The sequence below is a fragment of the Pseudomonas poae genome (assembly GCF_001439785.1).
GTDB classification, from domain to species: Bacteria; Pseudomonadota; Gammaproteobacteria; order Pseudomonadales; family Pseudomonadaceae; genus Aquipseudomonas; species Aquipseudomonas poae.
This window is the reverse complement of sequence record NZ_JYLI01000014.1, coordinates 1-17,920: the sequence shown is the minus strand read 5'-3', so window position 1 is coordinate 17,920 and position 17,920 is coordinate 1. Positions and strand designations below refer to the sequence as shown.

At 62.5% G+C, this 17,920-nt stretch carries 14 protein-coding genes and 1 tRNA gene; 12 read left to right on the top strand and 3 right to left on the bottom strand.

Annotated features, from left to right (window positions below; genetic code table 11):
• Window positions 1–7: 7 nt before the first annotated feature.
• The 5 genes from trhO to TU75_RS17190 all read left to right on the top strand — a co-directional run bounded on the left by trhO (window position 8) and on the right by TU75_RS17190 (window position 6,763).
• On the top strand, window positions 8–949 hold the full coding sequence (gene trhO / locus TU75_RS17210; protein ID WP_060549596.1) for an oxygen-dependent tRNA uridine(34) hydroxylase TrhO: 942 nt from the start codon (window positions 8–10) through the stop codon (window positions 947–949).
• Window positions 950–952: 3 nt separating this feature from the next.
• The gene (locus tag TU75_RS17205; protein ID WP_003236683.1) at window positions 953–1,588 is read left to right on the top strand and encodes a DsbA family protein; all 636 of its coding nucleotides are present in this window, start codon (window positions 953–955) and stop codon (window positions 1,586–1,588) included.
• 1 nt (window position 1,589) lies between these two features.
• On the top strand, window positions 1,590–3,383 hold the full coding sequence (locus TU75_RS17200) for an ABC transporter ATP-binding protein (RefSeq protein WP_162276134.1): 1,794 nt from the start codon (window positions 1,590–1,592) through the stop codon (window positions 3,381–3,383).
• A 71-nt stretch (window positions 3,384–3,454) separates the two neighbouring features.
• The gene (locus tag TU75_RS17195; RefSeq protein ID WP_060549594.1) at window positions 3,455–5,917 is read left to right on the top strand and encodes an EAL domain-containing protein; all 2,463 of its coding nucleotides are present in this window, start codon (window positions 3,455–3,457) and stop codon (window positions 5,915–5,917) included.
• A 78-nt stretch (window positions 5,918–5,995) separates the two neighbouring features.
• The gene (locus TU75_RS17190) at window positions 5,996–6,763 is read left to right on the top strand and encodes an iron-containing redox enzyme family protein (RefSeq protein ID WP_186351050.1); all 768 of its coding nucleotides are present in this window, start codon (window positions 5,996–5,998) and stop codon (window positions 6,761–6,763) included.
• Between the two features lie 23 nt (window positions 6,764–6,786).
• Here TU75_RS17190 and TU75_RS17185 read toward each other — a convergent pair whose 3' ends face one another.
• The gene (locus TU75_RS17185) at window positions 6,787–7,713 is read right to left on the bottom strand and encodes a GGDEF domain-containing protein (RefSeq protein ID WP_060549593.1); all 927 of its coding nucleotides are present in this window, start codon (window positions 7,711–7,713) and stop codon (window positions 6,787–6,789) included.
• Window positions 7,714–7,880: 167 nt separating this feature from the next.
• On the bottom strand, window positions 7,881–9,038 hold the full coding sequence (gene lldD / locus TU75_RS17180) for an FMN-dependent L-lactate dehydrogenase LldD (RefSeq protein ID WP_003236678.1): 1,158 nt from the start codon (window positions 9,036–9,038) through the stop codon (window positions 7,881–7,883).
• A gap of 97 nt (window positions 9,039–9,135) precedes the next feature.
• Here lldD and TU75_RS17175 point away from each other — a divergent pair, with 97 nt between their 5' ends.
• The 4 genes from TU75_RS17175 (at window position 9,136) to TU75_RS17160 (ending at window position 12,393) form a co-directional block, all read left to right on the top strand.
• Window positions 9,136–10,059, top strand: a complete 924-nt coding sequence (locus TU75_RS17175; RefSeq protein ID WP_060549592.1) for a LysR family transcriptional regulator — start codon at window positions 9,136–9,138, stop codon at window positions 10,057–10,059.
• A 33-nt stretch (window positions 10,060–10,092) separates the two neighbouring features.
• Window positions 10,093–10,168 (top strand) — tRNA-Asn (locus TU75_RS17170).
• A 129-nt stretch (window positions 10,169–10,297) separates the two neighbouring features.
• Window positions 10,298–11,092 carry a DNA/RNA non-specific endonuclease gene (locus TU75_RS17165; RefSeq protein WP_060549591.1) on the top strand — a complete coding sequence of 265 codons (795 nt, stop codon included), beginning with the start codon at window positions 10,298–10,300 and terminating at the stop codon, window positions 11,090–11,092.
• 89 nt (window positions 11,093–11,181) lie between these two features.
• Window positions 11,182–12,393: a YeeE/YedE family protein gene (locus TU75_RS17160; RefSeq protein ID WP_015372538.1), complete on the top strand. Its 1,212-nt coding sequence runs from the start codon at window positions 11,182–11,184 to the stop codon at window positions 12,391–12,393.
• Between the two features lies 1 nt (window position 12,394).
• On the opposite strand, the gene TU75_RS26745 is transcribed toward TU75_RS17160, so the two are convergent.
• On the bottom strand, window positions 12,395–12,556 hold the full coding sequence (locus TU75_RS26745; protein ID WP_015372537.1) for a DUF2986 domain-containing protein: 162 nt from the start codon (window positions 12,554–12,556) through the stop codon (window positions 12,395–12,397).
• Between the two features lie 213 nt (window positions 12,557–12,769).
• Between TU75_RS26745 and TU75_RS17155 the strand changes: the two genes are divergently transcribed.
• From TU75_RS17155 to TU75_RS17145, 3 genes are all read left to right on the top strand, one after another.
• Window positions 12,770–13,465, top strand: a complete 696-nt coding sequence (locus TU75_RS17155; protein WP_060549590.1) for a tRNA (adenine(22)-N(1))-methyltransferase — start codon at window positions 12,770–12,772, stop codon at window positions 13,463–13,465.
• Window positions 13,466–13,732: 267 nt separating this feature from the next.
• On the top strand, window positions 13,733–15,790 hold the full coding sequence (locus tag TU75_RS17150; RefSeq protein WP_060549589.1) for a methyl-accepting chemotaxis protein: 2,058 nt from the start codon (window positions 13,733–13,735) through the stop codon (window positions 15,788–15,790).
• A gap of 75 nt (window positions 15,791–15,865) precedes the next feature.
• Entirely contained in the window at window positions 15,866–17,602 is a 1,737-nt protein-coding gene (locus TU75_RS17145; RefSeq protein WP_060549588.1) for an OPT family oligopeptide transporter, read from the top strand.
• The last annotated feature ends 318 nt before the right edge of the window (window positions 17,603–17,920 follow it).

The following is a 17,920-nucleotide window of genomic DNA, read 5'->3' as shown; positions in this document are numbered from 1 at the left end:
AACATCCATGACCCAACCGATTGTCGTGGCGGCACTGTACAAGTTCGTCACCCTCGAAGATTACGTCGCTCTGCGCGAGCCACTGCTGCAGGCAATGGTCGACAACGGCATCAAGGGCACCCTGCTGATTGCCGAAGAAGGCATCAACGGCACCGTGTCTGGCAGCCGCGAAGGGATCGACGGCCTGATCGCCTGGCTGAAAAAGGACCCGCGCATGGTCGACATTGACCACAAGGAGTCCTACTGCGACGACCAGCCGTTCTACCGCACCAAGGTCAAGCTCAAGAAAGAGATCGTGACCCTGGGTGTCGAAGGCGTCGACCCGAACAAAAAGGTCGGCACCTACGTTGAACCGCAGGACTGGAACGCGCTGATCAGCGACCCCGAAGTACTGTTGATCGACACCCGCAACGATTACGAAGTGTCCATCGGTACCTTCGAAGGCGCGATTGACCCGAAGACCACCAGCTTTCGCGAGTTTCCCGACTACATCAAGGCCCACTTCGACCCGGCGATACACAAGAAGGTCGCCATGTTCTGCACCGGCGGCATTCGCTGCGAGAAGGCCTCAAGCTTCATGCTCAGCGAGGGCTTCGATGAGGTCTATCACCTCAAGGGCGGCATCCTCAAGTACCTCGAAGAGGTGCCGCAGGCAGAGACCAAATGGCAGGGCGACTGCTTTGTGTTCGACAACCGGGTGACCGTGCGCCACGACTTGAGCGAGGGCGACTACGATCAGTGTCACGCCTGCCGCACACCGGTCAGCGTTGAAGACCGCGCATCCGAACACTACGTGGCCGGCATCAGTTGTCCACATTGCTGGGATAAGCTGCCGGAGAAAACCCGTCGCAGTGCCATCGACCGGCAGAAGCAGATCGAGCTGGCCAAGGCCCGCAACCTGCCGCACCCGATTGGCTTCAACTACAAGCAAACCCCTTCCGAGGCCTGACCCATGTCCGCGCGCCTGCTCTATGTGATGGACCCGATGTGTTCCTGGTGCTGGGGCTTTGCGCCGGTGGCGCAGGCGCTGGTTGAGCAGGCCCAGGCGGCCGGCGTGGATGTGCACCTGGTGGTGGGCGGGCTGCGCACCGGCAGTGGCGCGGCGCTGGAGCCGACCACCCGGCGCTACATCCTTGAACACTGGCAGGCCGTCACCGACGCCACCGGCCAGCCGTTCAAGCGCGAAGGCGCGTTGCCCGATGGCTTTGTCTACGACACCGAACCCGCTTGCCGCGCCATCGTCACCGCGCGCAGCCTGGCGGCCGATTGCGCGTGGACCCTGCTGGGGCTGATCCAGCGCGCGTTTTATGTCGAGGGCCGCGATGTGACCCTTGCCAGCGTGCTGGTGGAGTTGGCCGAGCAGGCGGGCATCCCGCGCATCGAATTTGCCGGTGCCTTCGACCGCGCCGAGCAGCATGCGGCGACGGCAGCGGATTTCAGTTGGGTGCAAGACCTGGGCATCGCCGGTTTCCCGACGCTGCTGGCCGAGCGCGACGGTCAACTGGCCTTGCTGACCAACGGCTACCAGCCGTTGTCCGAGCTTTCGCCGTTGTTGAGCCGATGGCTTGAGCGAGCCGCCAGTGCCTGAGCTGTCTGCCCGCATCGACCGCCTGACCTGGGCGGAAATCCGCCGCCTGGCCCTGCGTCACAAGAAATCCCTGTGGATCGCCAATGGCGTCGCTGTGCTGGCGACCCTGTGCAGCGTGCCGATTCCCTTGCTGCTGCCGCTGCTGGTGGACGAAGTGCTGCTGGGCAGCGGCGATGCCGCACTCAAGGTGATGAACCACGCATTGCCTTTGGGTTGGCAAAAAGCGGCAGGCTACATCGGCCTGATGCTGCTGGTGACCCTGACCCTGCGCTGCGGCGCACTGGTGTTCAACGTGGTGCAGGCGCGCCTGTTTGCGCGGTTGGCCAAGGACATCGTGTACCGCATCCGCGTGCGCCTGATCGAACGGCTCAAGCGCATCTCCCTCGGTGAGTATGAAAGCCTGGGCAGCGGCACCGTGACCACGCACCTGGTCACCGATCTGGATACGCTGGACAAATTTGTCGGCGAAACCCTCAGCCGCTTTCTGGTGGCCATGCTGACGCTGGTGGGCACTTCGGCGATCCTGGTGTGGATGCATTGGCAACTGGCGCTGTTGATCCTGCTGTTCAACCCGCTGGTGATCTACTTCACGGTGCAGTTGGGCAAGCGCGTCAAGCATCTCAAGAAGCTGGAAAACGACAGCACCTCGCGCTTCACCCAGGCGCTGACCGAAACCCTGGATGCCATCCAGGAAGTGCGCGCCGGCAATCGCCAGGGCTTCTTCCTTGGGCGCCTGGGCCAGCGTGCCCGGGAAGTGCGTGACTACGCGATCCACTCGCAATGGAAAACTGATGCCTCCAGCCGCGCCAGTGGCCTGTTGTTCCAGTTCGGCATCGATATTTTCCGCGCAGCGGCGATGCTCACGGTGCTGTTTTCCGACCTGTCCATCGGCCAGATGCTGGCGGTGTTCAGCTACCTGTGGTTCATGATCGGCCCGGTGGAACAGTTGCTGAACCTGCAATACGCCTACTATGCGGCGGGCGGTGCGCTGACGCGGATCAACGAGTTGCTGGCGCGTGCCGACGAGCCGCAGTATGCCGGTGGCGAAGACCCGTTCAGCGGGCGCGAGACGGTCGGTATCGAGGTGCGCGACCTTGATTTTGGCTATGGCGAAGACCTTGTGTTGAACCAGTTGAACCTGACCATCGCACCCGGTGAAAAAGTCGCGATTGTCGGCGCCAGCGGCGGCGGTAAAAGCACCCTGGTGCAACTGCTGCTCGGGCTCTATACGGCGCAGGCCGGCAGTATCCGATTCGGCGGTGCAGCCCAGCAGGCCATTGGCCTTGAAACCATCCGCGAAAACGTCGCAGTGGTGCTGCAGCATCCGGCACTGTTCAACGATACGGTGCGCGCCAACCTGACCATGGGCCGCGAGCGCAGCGATGAGGCCTGCTGGCAGGCCCTGGAAATTGCTCAACTGGACGTGACCGTCAAGGCGCTGCCCCTGGGCCTGGACAGTGTGGTGGGGCGCTCTGGCGTGCGCTTTTCCGGCGGGCAGCGCCAGCGGCTGGCAATCGCGCGCATGGTGCTGGCCGAACCCAAGGTGGTGATACTCGACGAGGCCACCTCGGCGCTGGACGCGGCGACCGAGTACAACCTGCATCAGGCGCTGGCGCGGTTTCTCAGCGGGCGTACTACACTGATCATCGCCCACCGTCTGTCGGCGGTGAAACAAGCTGATCGAGTATTGGTCTTTGATGGCGGTCACATTGCCGAAGATGGCGACCACCAGCAACTGATCGCTGATGGCGGGCTTTACGCCAAACTTTACGGGCACCTGCAACAAGTGCGTTGAATTGGCCTAGGCTGAGCTATCGGAAGCGAATTTTCGCGTGCTTACCCAGCAGTGCATGTGCAAGGGACTTCATGAAGCAAAAGCGGACTTTAGGAACGCCACGGCTATTGGGCATCGTCTGGCCCTTCATCGCCGTTGTACTGTTTCAGGCACTGTTAGGCTGTCTCAGTCTGTATGTGCTGTCGGCGGTGCGTGGCTATGTGGCAGGTGAAAGCTTGTGGTCCAAGGGCCAGAAGGACGCCATCTATTACCTGACGCTCTACGCCGATAACCGTGACGCAGCCACCTACCTCAAATATCAGCAAGCCTTTGCCGTGCCTCAAGGCGGGCATGAACTGCGCATCGCGCTCGACCAGCCCGTGCCGGACGTCGAGGCTGCCCGCCAGGGTATCCTCAAGGGTGGCAATCACCCGGATGACGTGTCCAGCCTGATATGGCTGTACCTCAACTTTCGTCATTTCAGCTACCTGGAAAAAGCCATCGAGCTGTGGACGGTGGGCGATGGCTACCTGCTGCAGTTGGATGATCTGGCCCGCTCGATGCACGGCGCGATCAGCAGCGGCCAGGTCAGCGAGGACGATGTGCGGCGCTGGAAGGCGCATATTTTTGCGATCAACGATGGTGTGACGCCAGCGGCCATGGCCTTCAGTGATGCCTTGGGCGAAGGGTCGCGGATGATCCTGCGGCTGCTGTTGATCACCAACCTGGCCACGGCCCTGGTATTGATCGCGCTGGCGCTGCTGCGCACGCACAAGCTGCTGACCCAGCGTCACGCGTTCGCCGATGCGCTGCAACTGGAAAGGGAGCGCGCGCAGATCACCTTGGAGTCGATCGGCGACGGCGTCATCACCACCGATGTCGATGGCGCGATCACCTACCTCAATCCGGCTGCCGAAGCACTCACTCACTGGACCTCGGCCAAGGCCCAGGGCTTGCCGCTGGCGGCGTTGTTCAAGCTGCTGGATGAAAATCCGGAGCCAGATGGTTTTACCTTGATCGAACACATCATCAAGGGCCAGCTCAGTGGCGGCAGTGATCATTCCACCTTGATCCAGCGCCTGGACGGCAGCACTGTTTCGGTGACTCTGGTGGGGGCGCCGATCCGTAGCGCCGGCAAAGTCAGTGGCGCGGTGCTGGTGCTGCACGACATGACCCAGGAGCGCCAATACATCGCCAACCTGTCGTGGCAGGCGACCCACGATGCCTTGACCGGCCTGGCCAACCGCCGCGAGTTCGAGTACCGCCTGGAGCAGGTGTTGCAGCAATCGGGGCGCCAACCCCATGCACGGCATGCCCTGATGTTCCTCGACCTGGACCAGTTCAAGCTGGTCAACGACACCTGCGGGCATGCGGCCGGCGACGAACTGCTGCGGCATATCTGCGCGTTGCTGCAATCGGACCTGCGTGAAGAGGACACCCTGGCGCGACTGGGTGGCGACGAGTTCGGCATCCTGCTGGAGAACTGCCCGGCACCGGTGGCGGAAAAAATCGCCGAAAGCCTGCGTCACACCGTGCAAAGTCTGCATTTCGTGTGGAAGGGCCGGCCTTTCATGACCACCGTGAGCATCGGCCTGGTGCACATCACCAGCACGCCCACCACCCTGGAGACCTCGTTGCGCACTGCCGACATGGCTTGCTACATGGCCAAGGAAAAAGGCCGCAACCGCGTGCAGGTCTACCACGCCGACGACTCCGAGCTGTCCATGCGCTTTGGTGAAATGGCCTGGGTGCAGCGTCTGCATATGGCCCTGGAAGAGGATCGCTTTTGCCTGTATGCCCAGGAAATCGCGCCGCTGGGTCAGACGGAGGGTGGCAGCGGCCACATCGAAATCCTGCTGCGCCTGCACGATGAAACCGGTCGCATCATCCTGCCGGACAGTTTCATTCCGGCGGCAGAACGTTACGGGCTCATGACGTCCCTGGACCGTTGGGTGGTGGAAAACGTGTTCAAGATTATCGCCCGCTGCCTGCATGAGCGCCCGGGCCGGCCCATGGCGATGTGTGCGATCAATCTGTCAGGCATTACCATTGGCGATGATGATTTTCTCGGCTTTTTACGTGAGAAATTCAACACTTACAGTGTTCCACCGGAAATGATTTGTTTTGAAATAACCGAGACCAGCGCTATCGCCAATTTGGGCAGTGCCATCCGCTTTATTAATGAACTCAAAGCCTTAGGTTGCCACTTTTCCCTGGACGACTTTTGCGCCGGAATGTCCTCATTCGCTTATCTGAAACATTTACCTGTAGACTTCCTGAAGATCGATGGAAGTTTCGTAAAGGATATGCTGGACGACCCGATTAACCGTGCCATGGTCGAAGTGATCAACCATATTGGCCATGTCATGGGTAAGCGCACAATTGCCGAGTTTGTGGAGACACCCCAGATCGAACAGGCGTTACTGGAGATTGGTGTGGATTACGCTCAGGGCTACCTGATTGAACGCCCGCAATTGTTTACCTTCGATAGCTTGCAGTGCCGACCCGCGCGGCCGCAGCCACTGTTATTCAAGGCGCCCGGCACATTCCGCTGAAACATTTGCTGGTCTGTACAATCACACTTAAAAAGGAGCCCTACAGTGATCGACACATTCAACCGAACCGGCCCGCTTATGGAAGCCTCAAGTTACCCCGCCTGGGCGCAACAACTGATCCAGGACTGTAGCGAGAGCAAGCGCCGGGTTGTCGAACACGAACTGTATCAGCGCATGCGCGACAATACGCTCAGCGCCAAAACCATGCGTCACTACCTGATTGGTGGCTGGCCCGTGGTGGAACAGTTTGCCTTGTACATGGCACAAAACCTCACCAAAACCAAGTTCGCGCGCCATCCTGGGGAGGATATGGCGCGACGTTGGCTGATGCGCAATATTCGTGTGGAGCTTAACCACGCCGACTATTGGGTTCACTGGGCGCGTGCCCATGGCGTCAGTCTTGAAGAGCTGCAGGCGCAAAACGTACCGCCGGAGTTGCACGCACTGAGCCATTGGTGCTGGCACACCAGTTCCTCCGACGCGTTGATCGTCGCGATTGCCGCCACCAACTATGCGATCGAGGGGGCGACCGGGGAGTGGTCCGCTGTGGTGTGTTCAACCGGCGTCTATGCGGCGGCCTTCCCTGAGGAAGACCGCAAGCGGGCGATGAAGTGGCTGAAGATGCATGCCCAGTACGACGATGCTCACCCATGGGAAGCGCTCGAAATCATCTGCACCCTGGCCGGCATGAACCCGACCAGGGCGCTGCAGGAAGAGCTGCGCCAGGCGGTGTGCAAGAGCTACGACTACATGTACCTGTTCCTGGAAAGCTGCATGCGCCTGGAGCAGGAAACAGCGCCGGTAGTCGCCCGCGAACGCCCGGTACGCGTGGCCAGCCAGGCCTGATGTAAATCGCGGTGGCGGGGGACTTACCCCGCCATTGCCAGACGATTGCGACCTTCGCGTTTGGCCACGTACAAGGCGTTGTCGGCGCGACGCAGCAGGCTTTCGGGCGATTCTGCCGTCAGCAGCGTGGAGCAACCCAGGCTCACCGTTAGCTCGATTCGCGTGTCGTCCGCCCAGTAATCCTCAGCCTGTGCCGCCTGGCGCAGTCGCTCACCGACCATTTGCGCCGCCTCCCGGCTGGTGTTGGAGAGCAGGATCAGAAACTCTTCCCCGCCATACCTGAACACCATGTCCACATTACGCAACTGGCCCTTTATCGAGGCCGCCACGGCACGCAGCACTTTGTCGCCAGCGCTGTGGCCGTGGGTGTCGTTGATGTGCTTGAAATGATCGATGTCCAGCATCAGCAGCGACAAAGGATGCAGATGCCGGCGCGCCATGTCGATTTCGCGTTGCAGGGTCTGGTCCATGGCGATGCGGTTACCCGTCTCGGTCAGCGGGTCGCGCAGTGCACTGCGGGTGGCGGCGCGGTAGAGCAGGGCGTTGCGCATCGGGTAGAGCAGGGTGGACAGCAGCGATTCGAGCTGCCCCAGCTCTTCCTCGGCCAGGCGTTGGTTGCGGCGCAACACCAGTTCGCCCAGCGGCTCGCCCTCATGGCTGAGGCTATAACTCACCGAGTGATGCCCGCGTTGGCCGAACTCCAGACGAAGATCGCTGGCTTGATGGCTGTAGACCATCGCATCGAGGGGCACCAGACGCTGAATCTCGCGAAAGAACAGACCCAGGATGCGCTCCGGCTCCAGGCTGGTTTGCAGATGCTGCCCCAGTTGCTGGCGCAGTTGCGCCAGGGTCACGGGGCGATGCGGCAGTGCCGAAGATTGACCGAAGCCCAGGCGTTGCAGTTTGGCGCTGTCGAAGTCGATTGCGTGGGTCTTGTCAGGTGTCTTCATCAGCAATCGGCCTCTGTGCGCTTGAACATCGTACGGGCTAAGCCAGCGTGGCGAGTGCCATTACTTGACCTGCTTGGGGAGTGTTAGAGCGAGATTCATGCCAATTCGTTTAATTAAAAAAAACGTCTTACAAATCAATGGGGGCTGCTACAGGCGAAAACACCCGCCTAACTATCACGCCGGTTATTTGGCTGATGCACGAGAATGCTGTGATCAATCTGCTCAATCGACGTCACGCCGGTCAGCGTCATGGCCACGCGCATTTCCCTGGCGAAGATATCCAGCAGGTTTTCCACGCCCTGCTGACCAGCGGCGGCCAGCGCATAGGCAGTGGCACGCCCCAGCAGACAGGCCTTGGCACCCAATGCCAGCATGCGCACCACGTCAAGCCCGGAGCGAATGCCCGAGTCCACCAGCACGGTCAGCTCATCGCCCACCGCGTCGGCAATCGGTGGCAGCGCCCTGGCGGTGGACAGCACGCCATCGAGCTGGCGCCCGCCATGGTTGGACACCACGATGCCGTCCGCGCCGAAACTCACCGCGTCTCTGGCATCCTGCGGCTCGAGGATGCCCTTGATGATCATCGGGCCCTTCCAGAAATCGCGGATCCACTCCAGGTCTTTCCAACTGATCGACGGGTCGAAGTTGTTGGCCAACCAGCCAATGTAATCCTCCAGGTGCGTGGGTTTGCCCAGGTATCTGGAGATGTTGCCCAGGTCGTGGGGGCGGCCCATCAACCCCACATCGAAGGCCCACTGCGGCCTGGTGATGGCTTGCAGCATCCTGCGCTGAGCGGCGTATGGCCCGGACATGCCCGAGTGCGCGTCACGGTAGCGGGCACCGGGTGTCGGCATGTCGACGGTAAACACCAGGGTCGTCACACCGGCAGCCTGCGCACGCTCCAGAGCATTGCGCATGAAGCCACGGTCCTTGAGCACATACAGTTGAAACCAGATGGGCTGCGCGCTTTGCGACGCCACTTCCTCGATCGAACACACCGACACCGTCGACAGGCAGAAGGGAATGCCCTTGTTGGCCGCCGCGCTGGCCGCTTGTACCTCACCGCGCCGCGCGAACATGCCGGTCAGCCCCACCGGGCTCAAGATCACCGGCAGGGCATGTGTCTGGCCGAACAACGAGGTGGTGAGGCTCAGGTTGTCGACATTGCGCAGCACCCGCTGACGCAGGCCGATTTCGGTCAAGTCCGAGCAGTTGGCACGCAGTGTGTGTTCGGCGTACGCACCGCCGTCGATGTAGTCGAACAGAAAGCGCGGCAACTTTCGCTTGGCGGCGGTGCGGTAATCGGAAGCGGACGAGATGATCATGGGCAATGTCTCCGGCAGGATGAGATAACCATAGGCAAAGATCTGGCATGATAAAAACAACTTTTATCACTACATCCAAGTCGCAAAAGGAATGCTGATGAACCTGCGCACACTGCGGGCTTTTGTTGAAGTGGTGCGCCAGGGAGGGTTCTCCCAGGCGGCCGAGGTGGTGTCCCTTACCCAGTCCACGGTGAGCAAGGCGGTCAGGACCCTGGAAGAGGAGTTGGGCATGCCGCTGCTCAACAGGCTCGGTCACAGGAACGAACTCACCGCCGCCGGCGAAATGACCTACCGTCACGCGCTGGTGCTGCTCGCCGAGCACGCCAACCTCGTGGCCGAGATTCACGACCTGCGCGGCCTCAAGCGCGGCCTATTGCGTATCGGCTTGCCGCCGGTGGGCTGCGGCCTGCTGTTTGCGAGCATGTTCGCGATTTACCGCAGTCGCTACCCGGACATCGAGATTGAGCTGACCGAATACGGCAGCAAAAAGCTGCGCGAATGCCTGCAGGCCGGTGAAGTCGACCTCGCGGCCCTGCTGTTGCCCGTGGATGAAGGCTTCGACTATCAGCCGGTGCGCAATGAACCCCTGATCGCCGTCTTGCCGGTCGGCCACCCCCTGGCGCTGCGCCAGCGCCTCGATTTCACGGATCTGGCCGACTCACCGTTCATCCTCTTTGAAGCCGGTTTCGCGCTGAACGCCAAGATCCTCGCTGCCTGCGAGCACAAAGGCGTGACACCCAAGGTCACCGCGCGCAGCGGCCAGATCGACTTCATCGTTGACCTGGTAGCGGCCGGGCTCGGTGTTGCCTTCCTTCCACGCATGCTCGCGCGCAAGCACCAGCACGCCGGCATTGCCCTGGTCCACCTCGACGAACCGCTCACGGACTGGCACATCGCCCTGGCCTGGCGCACCAGCGCACACCTGCCGCCGGCGGCGCGGGCCTGGCTGGATCTGGCCGAGGAACAGCAGCTTTGTAAAGGCCACTCGCTGCAAACCTGGCAGTCAGCAGGGCAGGGTTGACTTCTTCTTTTTAATCAGTAACATACGGCGCATTCCGCGATAGCTCAGTTGGTAGAGCAAATGACTGTTAATCATTGGGTCCCTGGTTCGAGTCCAGGTCGTGGAGCCAGATAAAGAAAAGCCTGCAGCGATGCAGGCTTTTTTTCGCCCGGGATTTGCCGTCGTTAACTGATCAGACCGGGCAGGCACTAAAGTGAAAAAGGGCGGTCAACAGGCCCCCACTTTCAAGATATGAAACATGCACTTACGTATTATTGCCGTCGCCCTCTCTGCCCTGGTTTTTCTCGCGCCTGTCACCCAGGCCCGCAACCTGTCAGCCCTCTACTCGAACGACGAGAAGCGCCTGTCCTTTGACAGCTGCGCCGATCTGTTCCCCGCCGCACCGATCAACACCGCCACCGTACCCGCCAGCCTGAAACCGCTGGCGCTGTGTTCCGACAACTTTGCCGTGCTCTACTCGCAAACCAGCAAGACGCCGCTGGTGGTGGTCGAACGCCTCAACGCCGCGTTGTTGAAAGATGCGAAAGGCGAAGAGCGTACCAACCAGTTCTACGCCGACCCGCGCATCCCCAAAGACGGTCGTGCGGAACTGAGCGACTACCATGCCCAGCACCCAGCGGTGGACCGTGGCCACCAGTCCCCGGCCGCCGACGCGCCAAACGCGCATGCCATGGCGCAGTCGTTCGCGCTATCGAACATGGTGCCGCAAGACCCCACCAACAATCGCAAGATCTGGAGCAAAGTCGAGTCCGACGTGCGCAAGTTCGCCGCACGCGCGGGCGGCGATGTGTTCGTGTTCACCGGGCCATTGTTCGACGCGGGCTACGCCACCATTGGCCGCAATAAGGTGTGGGTGCCGACGCGGCTGTTCAAACTGGTGTACGACGCCTCTTCCAAACGTGCCTGGGCCTATGTGCTGCCCAATACGGAAACCCGCATTCAACGGCCGATGGATTACGACAGCTTCGTGAAAACCACCGGGCTGAAGTTGTTGGGTAACCTGCCGGTGAGCGGTTCGATAGGCCGTGGCTGATCGACCGCCCCACTGTAGGAGCGAGTGAGCCGGCTGCTACGAAAAACGGCATACTTGCCGTCCTGCAATCAATGCCAAACGAGATCCCCATGAGCACCTCCCTTTCTCTCACGCCCACGCGCAAGCCCGTGGCGCCGTTGCTGGCCTTTATCCTGCTGATCGCCGGCGCGCTGTTCCTGCAAAACACGGTTGGCGCGCGCCAGGTGCTGTTGCTGGTGGTCGGCGCCGCCCTGGGCCTGACCCTCTACCACGCCGCCTTCGGTTTCACCTCAGCCTGGCGCGTGTTCATCAAGGACCGGCGCGGTGCCGGACTGCGCGCGCAGATGGTGATGCTCGCGGTGGCGGTGCTGCTGTTTTTCCCGGCCCTGGGGGCGGGCACGCTGTTCGGCGAGCCAGTGGTGGGACTGGTGGCGCCGGCTGGGGTGTCGGTGGTGTTTGGCGCTTTTATCTTCGGCATCGGCATGCAACTGGGGGGCGGCTGTGCATCAGGCACCTTGTTCACCGTGGGCGGCGGCAATGCGCGCATGCTGGTGACGCTGCTGTTCTTTATCTGCGGTTCGCTGATCGCCACGCACCATGTGGATTGGTGGTTTGCGCTGCCGGCGTTGCCGGCGGTGTCCATCGTCAAGCATTTTGGCGTGGTCCCGGCATTGGTCCTGAGCCTGGGGGTGTTTGCGGCCATTGCGTTGCTGACTGTGCGCCTGGAAAAAGCCCGCCACGGCCAGCTTGAAAAAGGTGTGACCAGCGAGCACCAGGGGCTGCGCCGCTTTCTGCGCGGGCCGTGGCCGCTGGTGTGGGGAGCGATTGGCCTGGCGCTGCTCAACTACGCGACCCTGGCCCTGGCCGGCCGACCCTGGGGCATCACCTCGGCGTTCGCGCTGTGGGGCGCCAAGGTGGCGAGCGGGCTGGGTGTGGACGTGTCCAGCTGGGCGTTCTGGCAGATGCCGGGCAATGCCAAGGCCCTGGCCGCGCCAGTGTGGGAAGACATCACCAGCGTGATGGACATCGGCATTGTCCTCGGCGCGCTGCTGGCCGCAGGCCTGGCCGGACGTTTCGCCCCCAGCCTGAAAATCCCCACGCGTTCGCTGATAGCCGCAGTGATCGGCGGGCTGCTGCTCGGCTACGGCTCGCGCCTGGCCTACGGTTGCAACATCGGCGCGTACTTCAGTGGCATCGCCTCAGGCAGCCTGCATGGCTGGGTGTGGCTGGTGGCGGCGTTTATCGGCAACGGCGTCGGTGTGCGCCTGCGGCCGTTTTTCTTCGCAGGTGAAAGACCGCAGGTGGCGTTGAACGGTTGCTGAGTCAGCTCTGTGGGGAAGCGTCGGGTGTTTGAGCCGCTTCGTTCGCCAGCCTTTCCCGCTCGGCCTTGCTGATGTATTTGTCTTTGCTTTTGGGCGCCAATTTCGCGTTGGCTTTCTTGGCCTTGGCCTTGAAGAGTTGCTGCAGTTTCTTTTGACGGTTCATGGTTTCCAGCCCGGATGTGTGCAGGCGCGGATGATAGCAGTTGGCGTGACCGCTGACGGCAGTGCTGATGAAGGCGCTATGAGACTGTCCAGAAATTGATGGCGACGCTGAGCGTCGAGCTGACGGTGCGGCCAATGGCTGCGCCTGCCAGTCAAAAAACCGCAGGGGCCAAACGCGCCGTTGCTGGCGATTCATGATTCGAAGGATCCACAGTTGAACGAACACACATTATCCCGACGCCTTGAGCGCGTGGCGGCGCAGGTTCCGGCCGGGGCGCGCCTGGCGGATATCGGTTCCGATCACGGTTACCTGCCGGTGGCGCTGGTGCGCCGCGGGGTGATCACGGCGGCGGTGGCGGGGGAGGTGGCCGAGACGCCGTTTCGGGCGGCCACGCGCAGCGTGCGTGAGAATGGTCTGCAGCACCTGATCAGGGTGCGCCTGGCCAGCGGGTTGGCGGCTATCGAACCAGACGACGGGATAACCGCCATCAGCGTGTGCGGCATGGGCGGGGAGACGATTCGCGACATTCTTGAGGCTGGCAAGGCGCGTCTGTCCGGCCAGGAACGCCTGATCCTGCAGCCCAACGGCGGTGAGCAACCGCTGCGTCAGTGGCTGATGGACAACGGCTACCGCATTCTTCATGAGGAGCTGTTACACGAGAACCGTTTCTACTACGAAATCATCGTGGCCGAACGCACCGGGCCGTTTACTTATACGCCCGAGCAACTGTACTTCGGCCCGCTGAACCTGCAGGTGCGCAGCCCGGTGTTTTTTGCCAAGTGGCAGCGCCTGTTGCGCCTGAAGCAGCGTACCCTGGCAGGCTTCGAACGAGCGTTGCAAGGGGGGCCTGAAGATCGGCTGCGAGGACTCCAGCGGCAGGTTGGCTGGATCACCGCTTTGCTGGAGTAATACCTGGCCACTAAGAGCGGATCTCTACAGGGCACTGCACCGATTGGGTGCCCGGTTACAGTTTGCGCCACACACTGAGTGCTTTTGCCCCATTTTTACGCACCGCCCACTGCACAGCGTCTCGCCGCATCGCCAATTACGGGCCTGTAGCCAACGGCCCATATCTTGCTTGTGCCAGGCTAATCAATGACATGGCATTTTGCCGTTAGTCGTTTCAAGGCTTCGCCTCGCCGTGCACGGTGTGGGTTGTTCCAGGAGTTGTCGGCAATGCACAGTCTGTTATCACCCGGTATGCGCCTGCTCGGGCGCTTCGGTTTCGCGCGCAAGTTCCAGATTCTGTTCCTCCTGTTCATGCTGCCGCTGGTCGGCAGCCTGTGGATGATCGCGGCGGACTATCGCGAGAAAAGTGCGGTCATCTCCAGCGAAAAGTCCGGCGTTCAGCAACTGTTGGCCATGGACTCCCTCGACAGCCAGCTCACCGCCCAGCGTAACCTCGCCGCGCGATGGAAGGCAGTGGACCTGCTGCGCGAACCGACGCCCGCGGCCAAGGCGGCGATGGACAAGGTCGACGCCTTGAACCCCATGATCCAGCAAAGCCTGCAAGCCCTGGGCGACACGCTCGCTGCCCAGCAGGCCAGCGCCGAAACCCTGGCCCGTTTTACGGCGTTGCAGGCGACGGTCAAGGGCATGGACACGCAATCGCTGCGCACCGTCGGCTGGTGGCCGGACGGCTACGACCGCTTCACCTCGGCGCTGACCGCGATGCAGGGCCTGCGCGAGCAAATCGCCCTCGACACCGGCCTGATTCTCGACCCGTGGCTGGAAACCTACCTGCTGATGCAGATTTCCACCCAGCAGACGCCGGACCTGATCGAACGAGTGGGGCGCATGGCCAGCGTGGGTCAGTCGTCCATCGCATCCGGGCAGTTCACCCTGCAAAGCCGCTTGCAGATGCGCGACCTGCGTAGCCGCATCGGCGACGCGCGGGATCAGTTGATCAAGGCCGCCGCCTCGCTCAAGGCCAAGCCGTATCCGGGCCTGGAATCCTGGAGCGCGCAGTACGACAACAGCCTGCAACTGCTCGACAGTGAGCTCAAGATCCTCGACGACGGCGTGTTCGGCGGCACCATCAAGCTCGACAGCGCCGCCTTCGACCGCAGCGTTGACGCCATGCTTGGCAGCCTGGGGGCGCTGCGCAACCAGTCGCTCAACTCGCTGGACGCACGCCTGAGCTATTACCACGCCCGCTCCCTGGAGCAATTCGTGCCGGTGGCAGCCACGTTCAGCCTGCTGGCCCTGGCGGCGCTGTACCTGTTCATGTGCCTGCAGGCCGCGATTCAACGCAGTGCCAGCGGCATCACCACGCTGGCCGAGTCGTTGCGCGACGGCAACCTGTGCGTGGAAGTGTCGGTGCAAGGCCGTGACGAACTGGCCGCCATCAGCGCTGCGCTCAACGTTGCCGTGGCGCAGTTGCGCACCAGCCTGCTCGGGGTCAACCACGAGACTGAGCAGCTCGGTTCGGCCGTGCTCACCCTCAATACCCAGTCGGGCAGCACCCTCAACGAGGTTGAAGACCAGCAGCACCAGATCAGCCAGATCGCCGCCGCCGCCACCCAGCTGGCGGCCACCTCGATGGGCGTGGCCAGAAGCTGCGAACAGGCGTCCGGCAGTGCCCAGCACACCCGGCGCATTGCCGAAGACAGCAGCCGCGACAGCCAGCGCACAACGGCCAGCATTCAGCAGCTCAACCAGCGTCTCACCGACACCGCCAACGCGCTGGAACAGGTGAGCCAGCAGGGCCAGCAGATTCAGTCGGTGGTCGATACCATTCGTGGCATCGCCGAACAGACCAATCTGCTGGCGCTCAACGCCGCCATCGAAGCCGCCCGCGCGGGCGAGCAGGGCAGGGGCTTTGCCGTGGTGGCCGACGAAGTGCGCAGCCTGTCGCAACGCACCCAGGCCTCCACCGCGCAAATCGCGAGCACGGTGGACAGCCTGCGCGCCACGGTCAGCCAAGCCGTCAGCCTGATGGGCGCCGCCTGCGAGCAGGCACTCACCGACGCTGAGTCGGTTACCGGCCTGGGCGCGCGCCTGGGCGAGATTGCAGGTGCCGTGCAGAACGTCACCGACACCCTGGCGCAGATTGCGGCCGCGGTGGAAGAACAAGCCACCACCGCGGATGAAGTGAGCGGCAATATCCAGCAGGTGGACCAGGCCGCCGGGCGCTTGCTCGACGGCGCACGGGCGGTGAACCAGGCGGCGGATACCTTGAGCAGAGGCAGCCGCGCCTTGAGCGACAACACCGCGCGGTTCCGTCTGGGCTGAGCCTGCGGATGAACCTTCGGGGGTTACGGGGCTCACTTGTTAAGTCGCCCTGTGCCCTTGCCGAAAGGAATCCGCATGCCTTCAACCCCGCCCACATCCCCGCTGCACGGCCCCGTCGAACGTGAACTCAGCCCGCGTGCGGTCATCACCGGGGTGGTGCTCGGCATCCTGTTGACCCCCTCCAATGTCTACGCCGGCCTGAAGATCGGCTGGTCATTCAACATGTCGATCATCGCCTTGCTGGTCGGTTACGCGATCTGGCAAGGCCTCGCCAGGCGCTCCACCACCCAACTGCCGTGGACATTGCACGAGAGCAACATCAACCAGACCGTCGCTTCGGCGGCGGCGTCGATCATTTCCGGCGGGCTGGTGGCACCGATCCCGGCCTACACCTTGTTGACCGGCCACCAGTTGGACCCGATCCCGATGATCGCCTGGGTGTTTTCGGTGAGTTTTCTCGGCATCTGGATCGCCTGGTACCTGCGGCCCTCGCTGCTCAATGACAAGGCGCTGAAATTTCCCGAAGGCATGGCCACCCTGGAGACGTTGTTGCACATCTACAACCATGGCCGCGAAGCCGCGACGCGCTTGCAAGTGTTGCTCGGCGCCGCGTTGCTGTCCGGGCTGGTCAAGTGGGTGGACACTTTCCTGTGGGCGTTCCCGCGCTGGTCGCCAAGCGCGCAGCTCGAACGTCTCACCTTTACCGCCGACCCGTCGCTGTTGCTGCTCGGCTTTGGCGGCATCATCGGCCTGCGCGTGGGCCTGACGCTGTTGCTCGGTGCGCTGCTCGCCTGGGGCGGGCTGGGGCCTTGGCTGCTGGCGCAGCATCTGGTGAGCCTGCCCGAAGGCAGCAGCGGCCCGCAGTTCGCCGCGCTGGTGGAATGGCTGCTGTGGCCGGGGGTGAGCCTGATGGTGTGCTCGACCCTGGCTTCGCTGGCGATCCGTCTGTGGGCGTTGCACGCTTCGACCAAAGCTGGCGGCGGCACGCCCTGGACCTTGCCCAAGCCTGGGCCGGCCGCGGGTTTCGCGCTGTCGATCATCCTTGTGGTGAGCCTGCAGGCGCTGCTGTTCGGCATCAATCTGGGCATGGCCCTGCTGACCATCCCTCTGGCGATCTGCCTGGCTGCCGTGGCGGCGCGGGTAGTGGGCGCCACCGGCATTCCGCCGATCGGGGCCATCGGGCAATTGTCCCAGTTGAGTTTCGGCATCGTCGCGCCGGGGCAGGTGCCGATCAACCTGATGAGCGCCAACACCGCCGGCGGTTCGGCCGGGCAGTGCACCGACCTGATGAACGACTTCAAGGTGGGCAAAGCGATTGGGGCGACGCCACGCAAGCAGATGATTGCGCAGATCCTGGGGATTTTTGTCGGCAGCATCGTCGGGGTGTTCGCCTACCTTGCGCTGATCCCCGACCCGCAAGGCATGCTGCTGACCGAGGAGTGGCCGGCACCGGCCGTGGCCACCTGGAAAGCCGTGGCGCAAACCCTCACCCTCGGCCTGGATTCATTGTCGCCGAGTATTCGCTGGGCCATTGGCATCGCGGGCCTGATCGGCGTGTTGCTGGGCGTGCTGGACAGCACCTTGCCGGCCCATCGCGCGCGCTACCTGCCGAGTGCGGCCGCTCTGGGCCTGGCATTTGTGCTGCCGGCCTCGGTGTCACTGATGATGGCGCTGGGCGCGGTGCTCACCTGGCTCGTCAGCCTGCGCTGGCCGAGCGTGACGCAGCGCTTTGCGATCACGGCGGCGGCAGGGTTGATAGCCGGTGAGAGCATCACCGGCGTGGGTGCGTCGTTGTGGCAGATGTTTCGGTAAGCCGGCAGATCCGATGTGGAAGTGAGCTATTTCAGCCAATCCCATTCCTGTGGCGAGCGGGCAAGCCCTAATGCCGTTCAGTCAAGGAAAATGTGTGGGCTTATTGTGGCGAGCGGGCTTGCCCCGCGTTGGGGTGCGAAGCGCCCCCAATCCAGCAAAACGCGGTTTGCCTGATACGGCTCAGCGCCTGGTTTTGGGGCTGCTGCGCAGCCCAACGCGGGGCAAGCCCGCTCGCCACAGAGAATCTGCGCTTAAGTGAACGGCGTCGTGGTTTCGCCTTCGGCAGCGTGGCAGCCCCAATAAATTCAACCTGGTCTG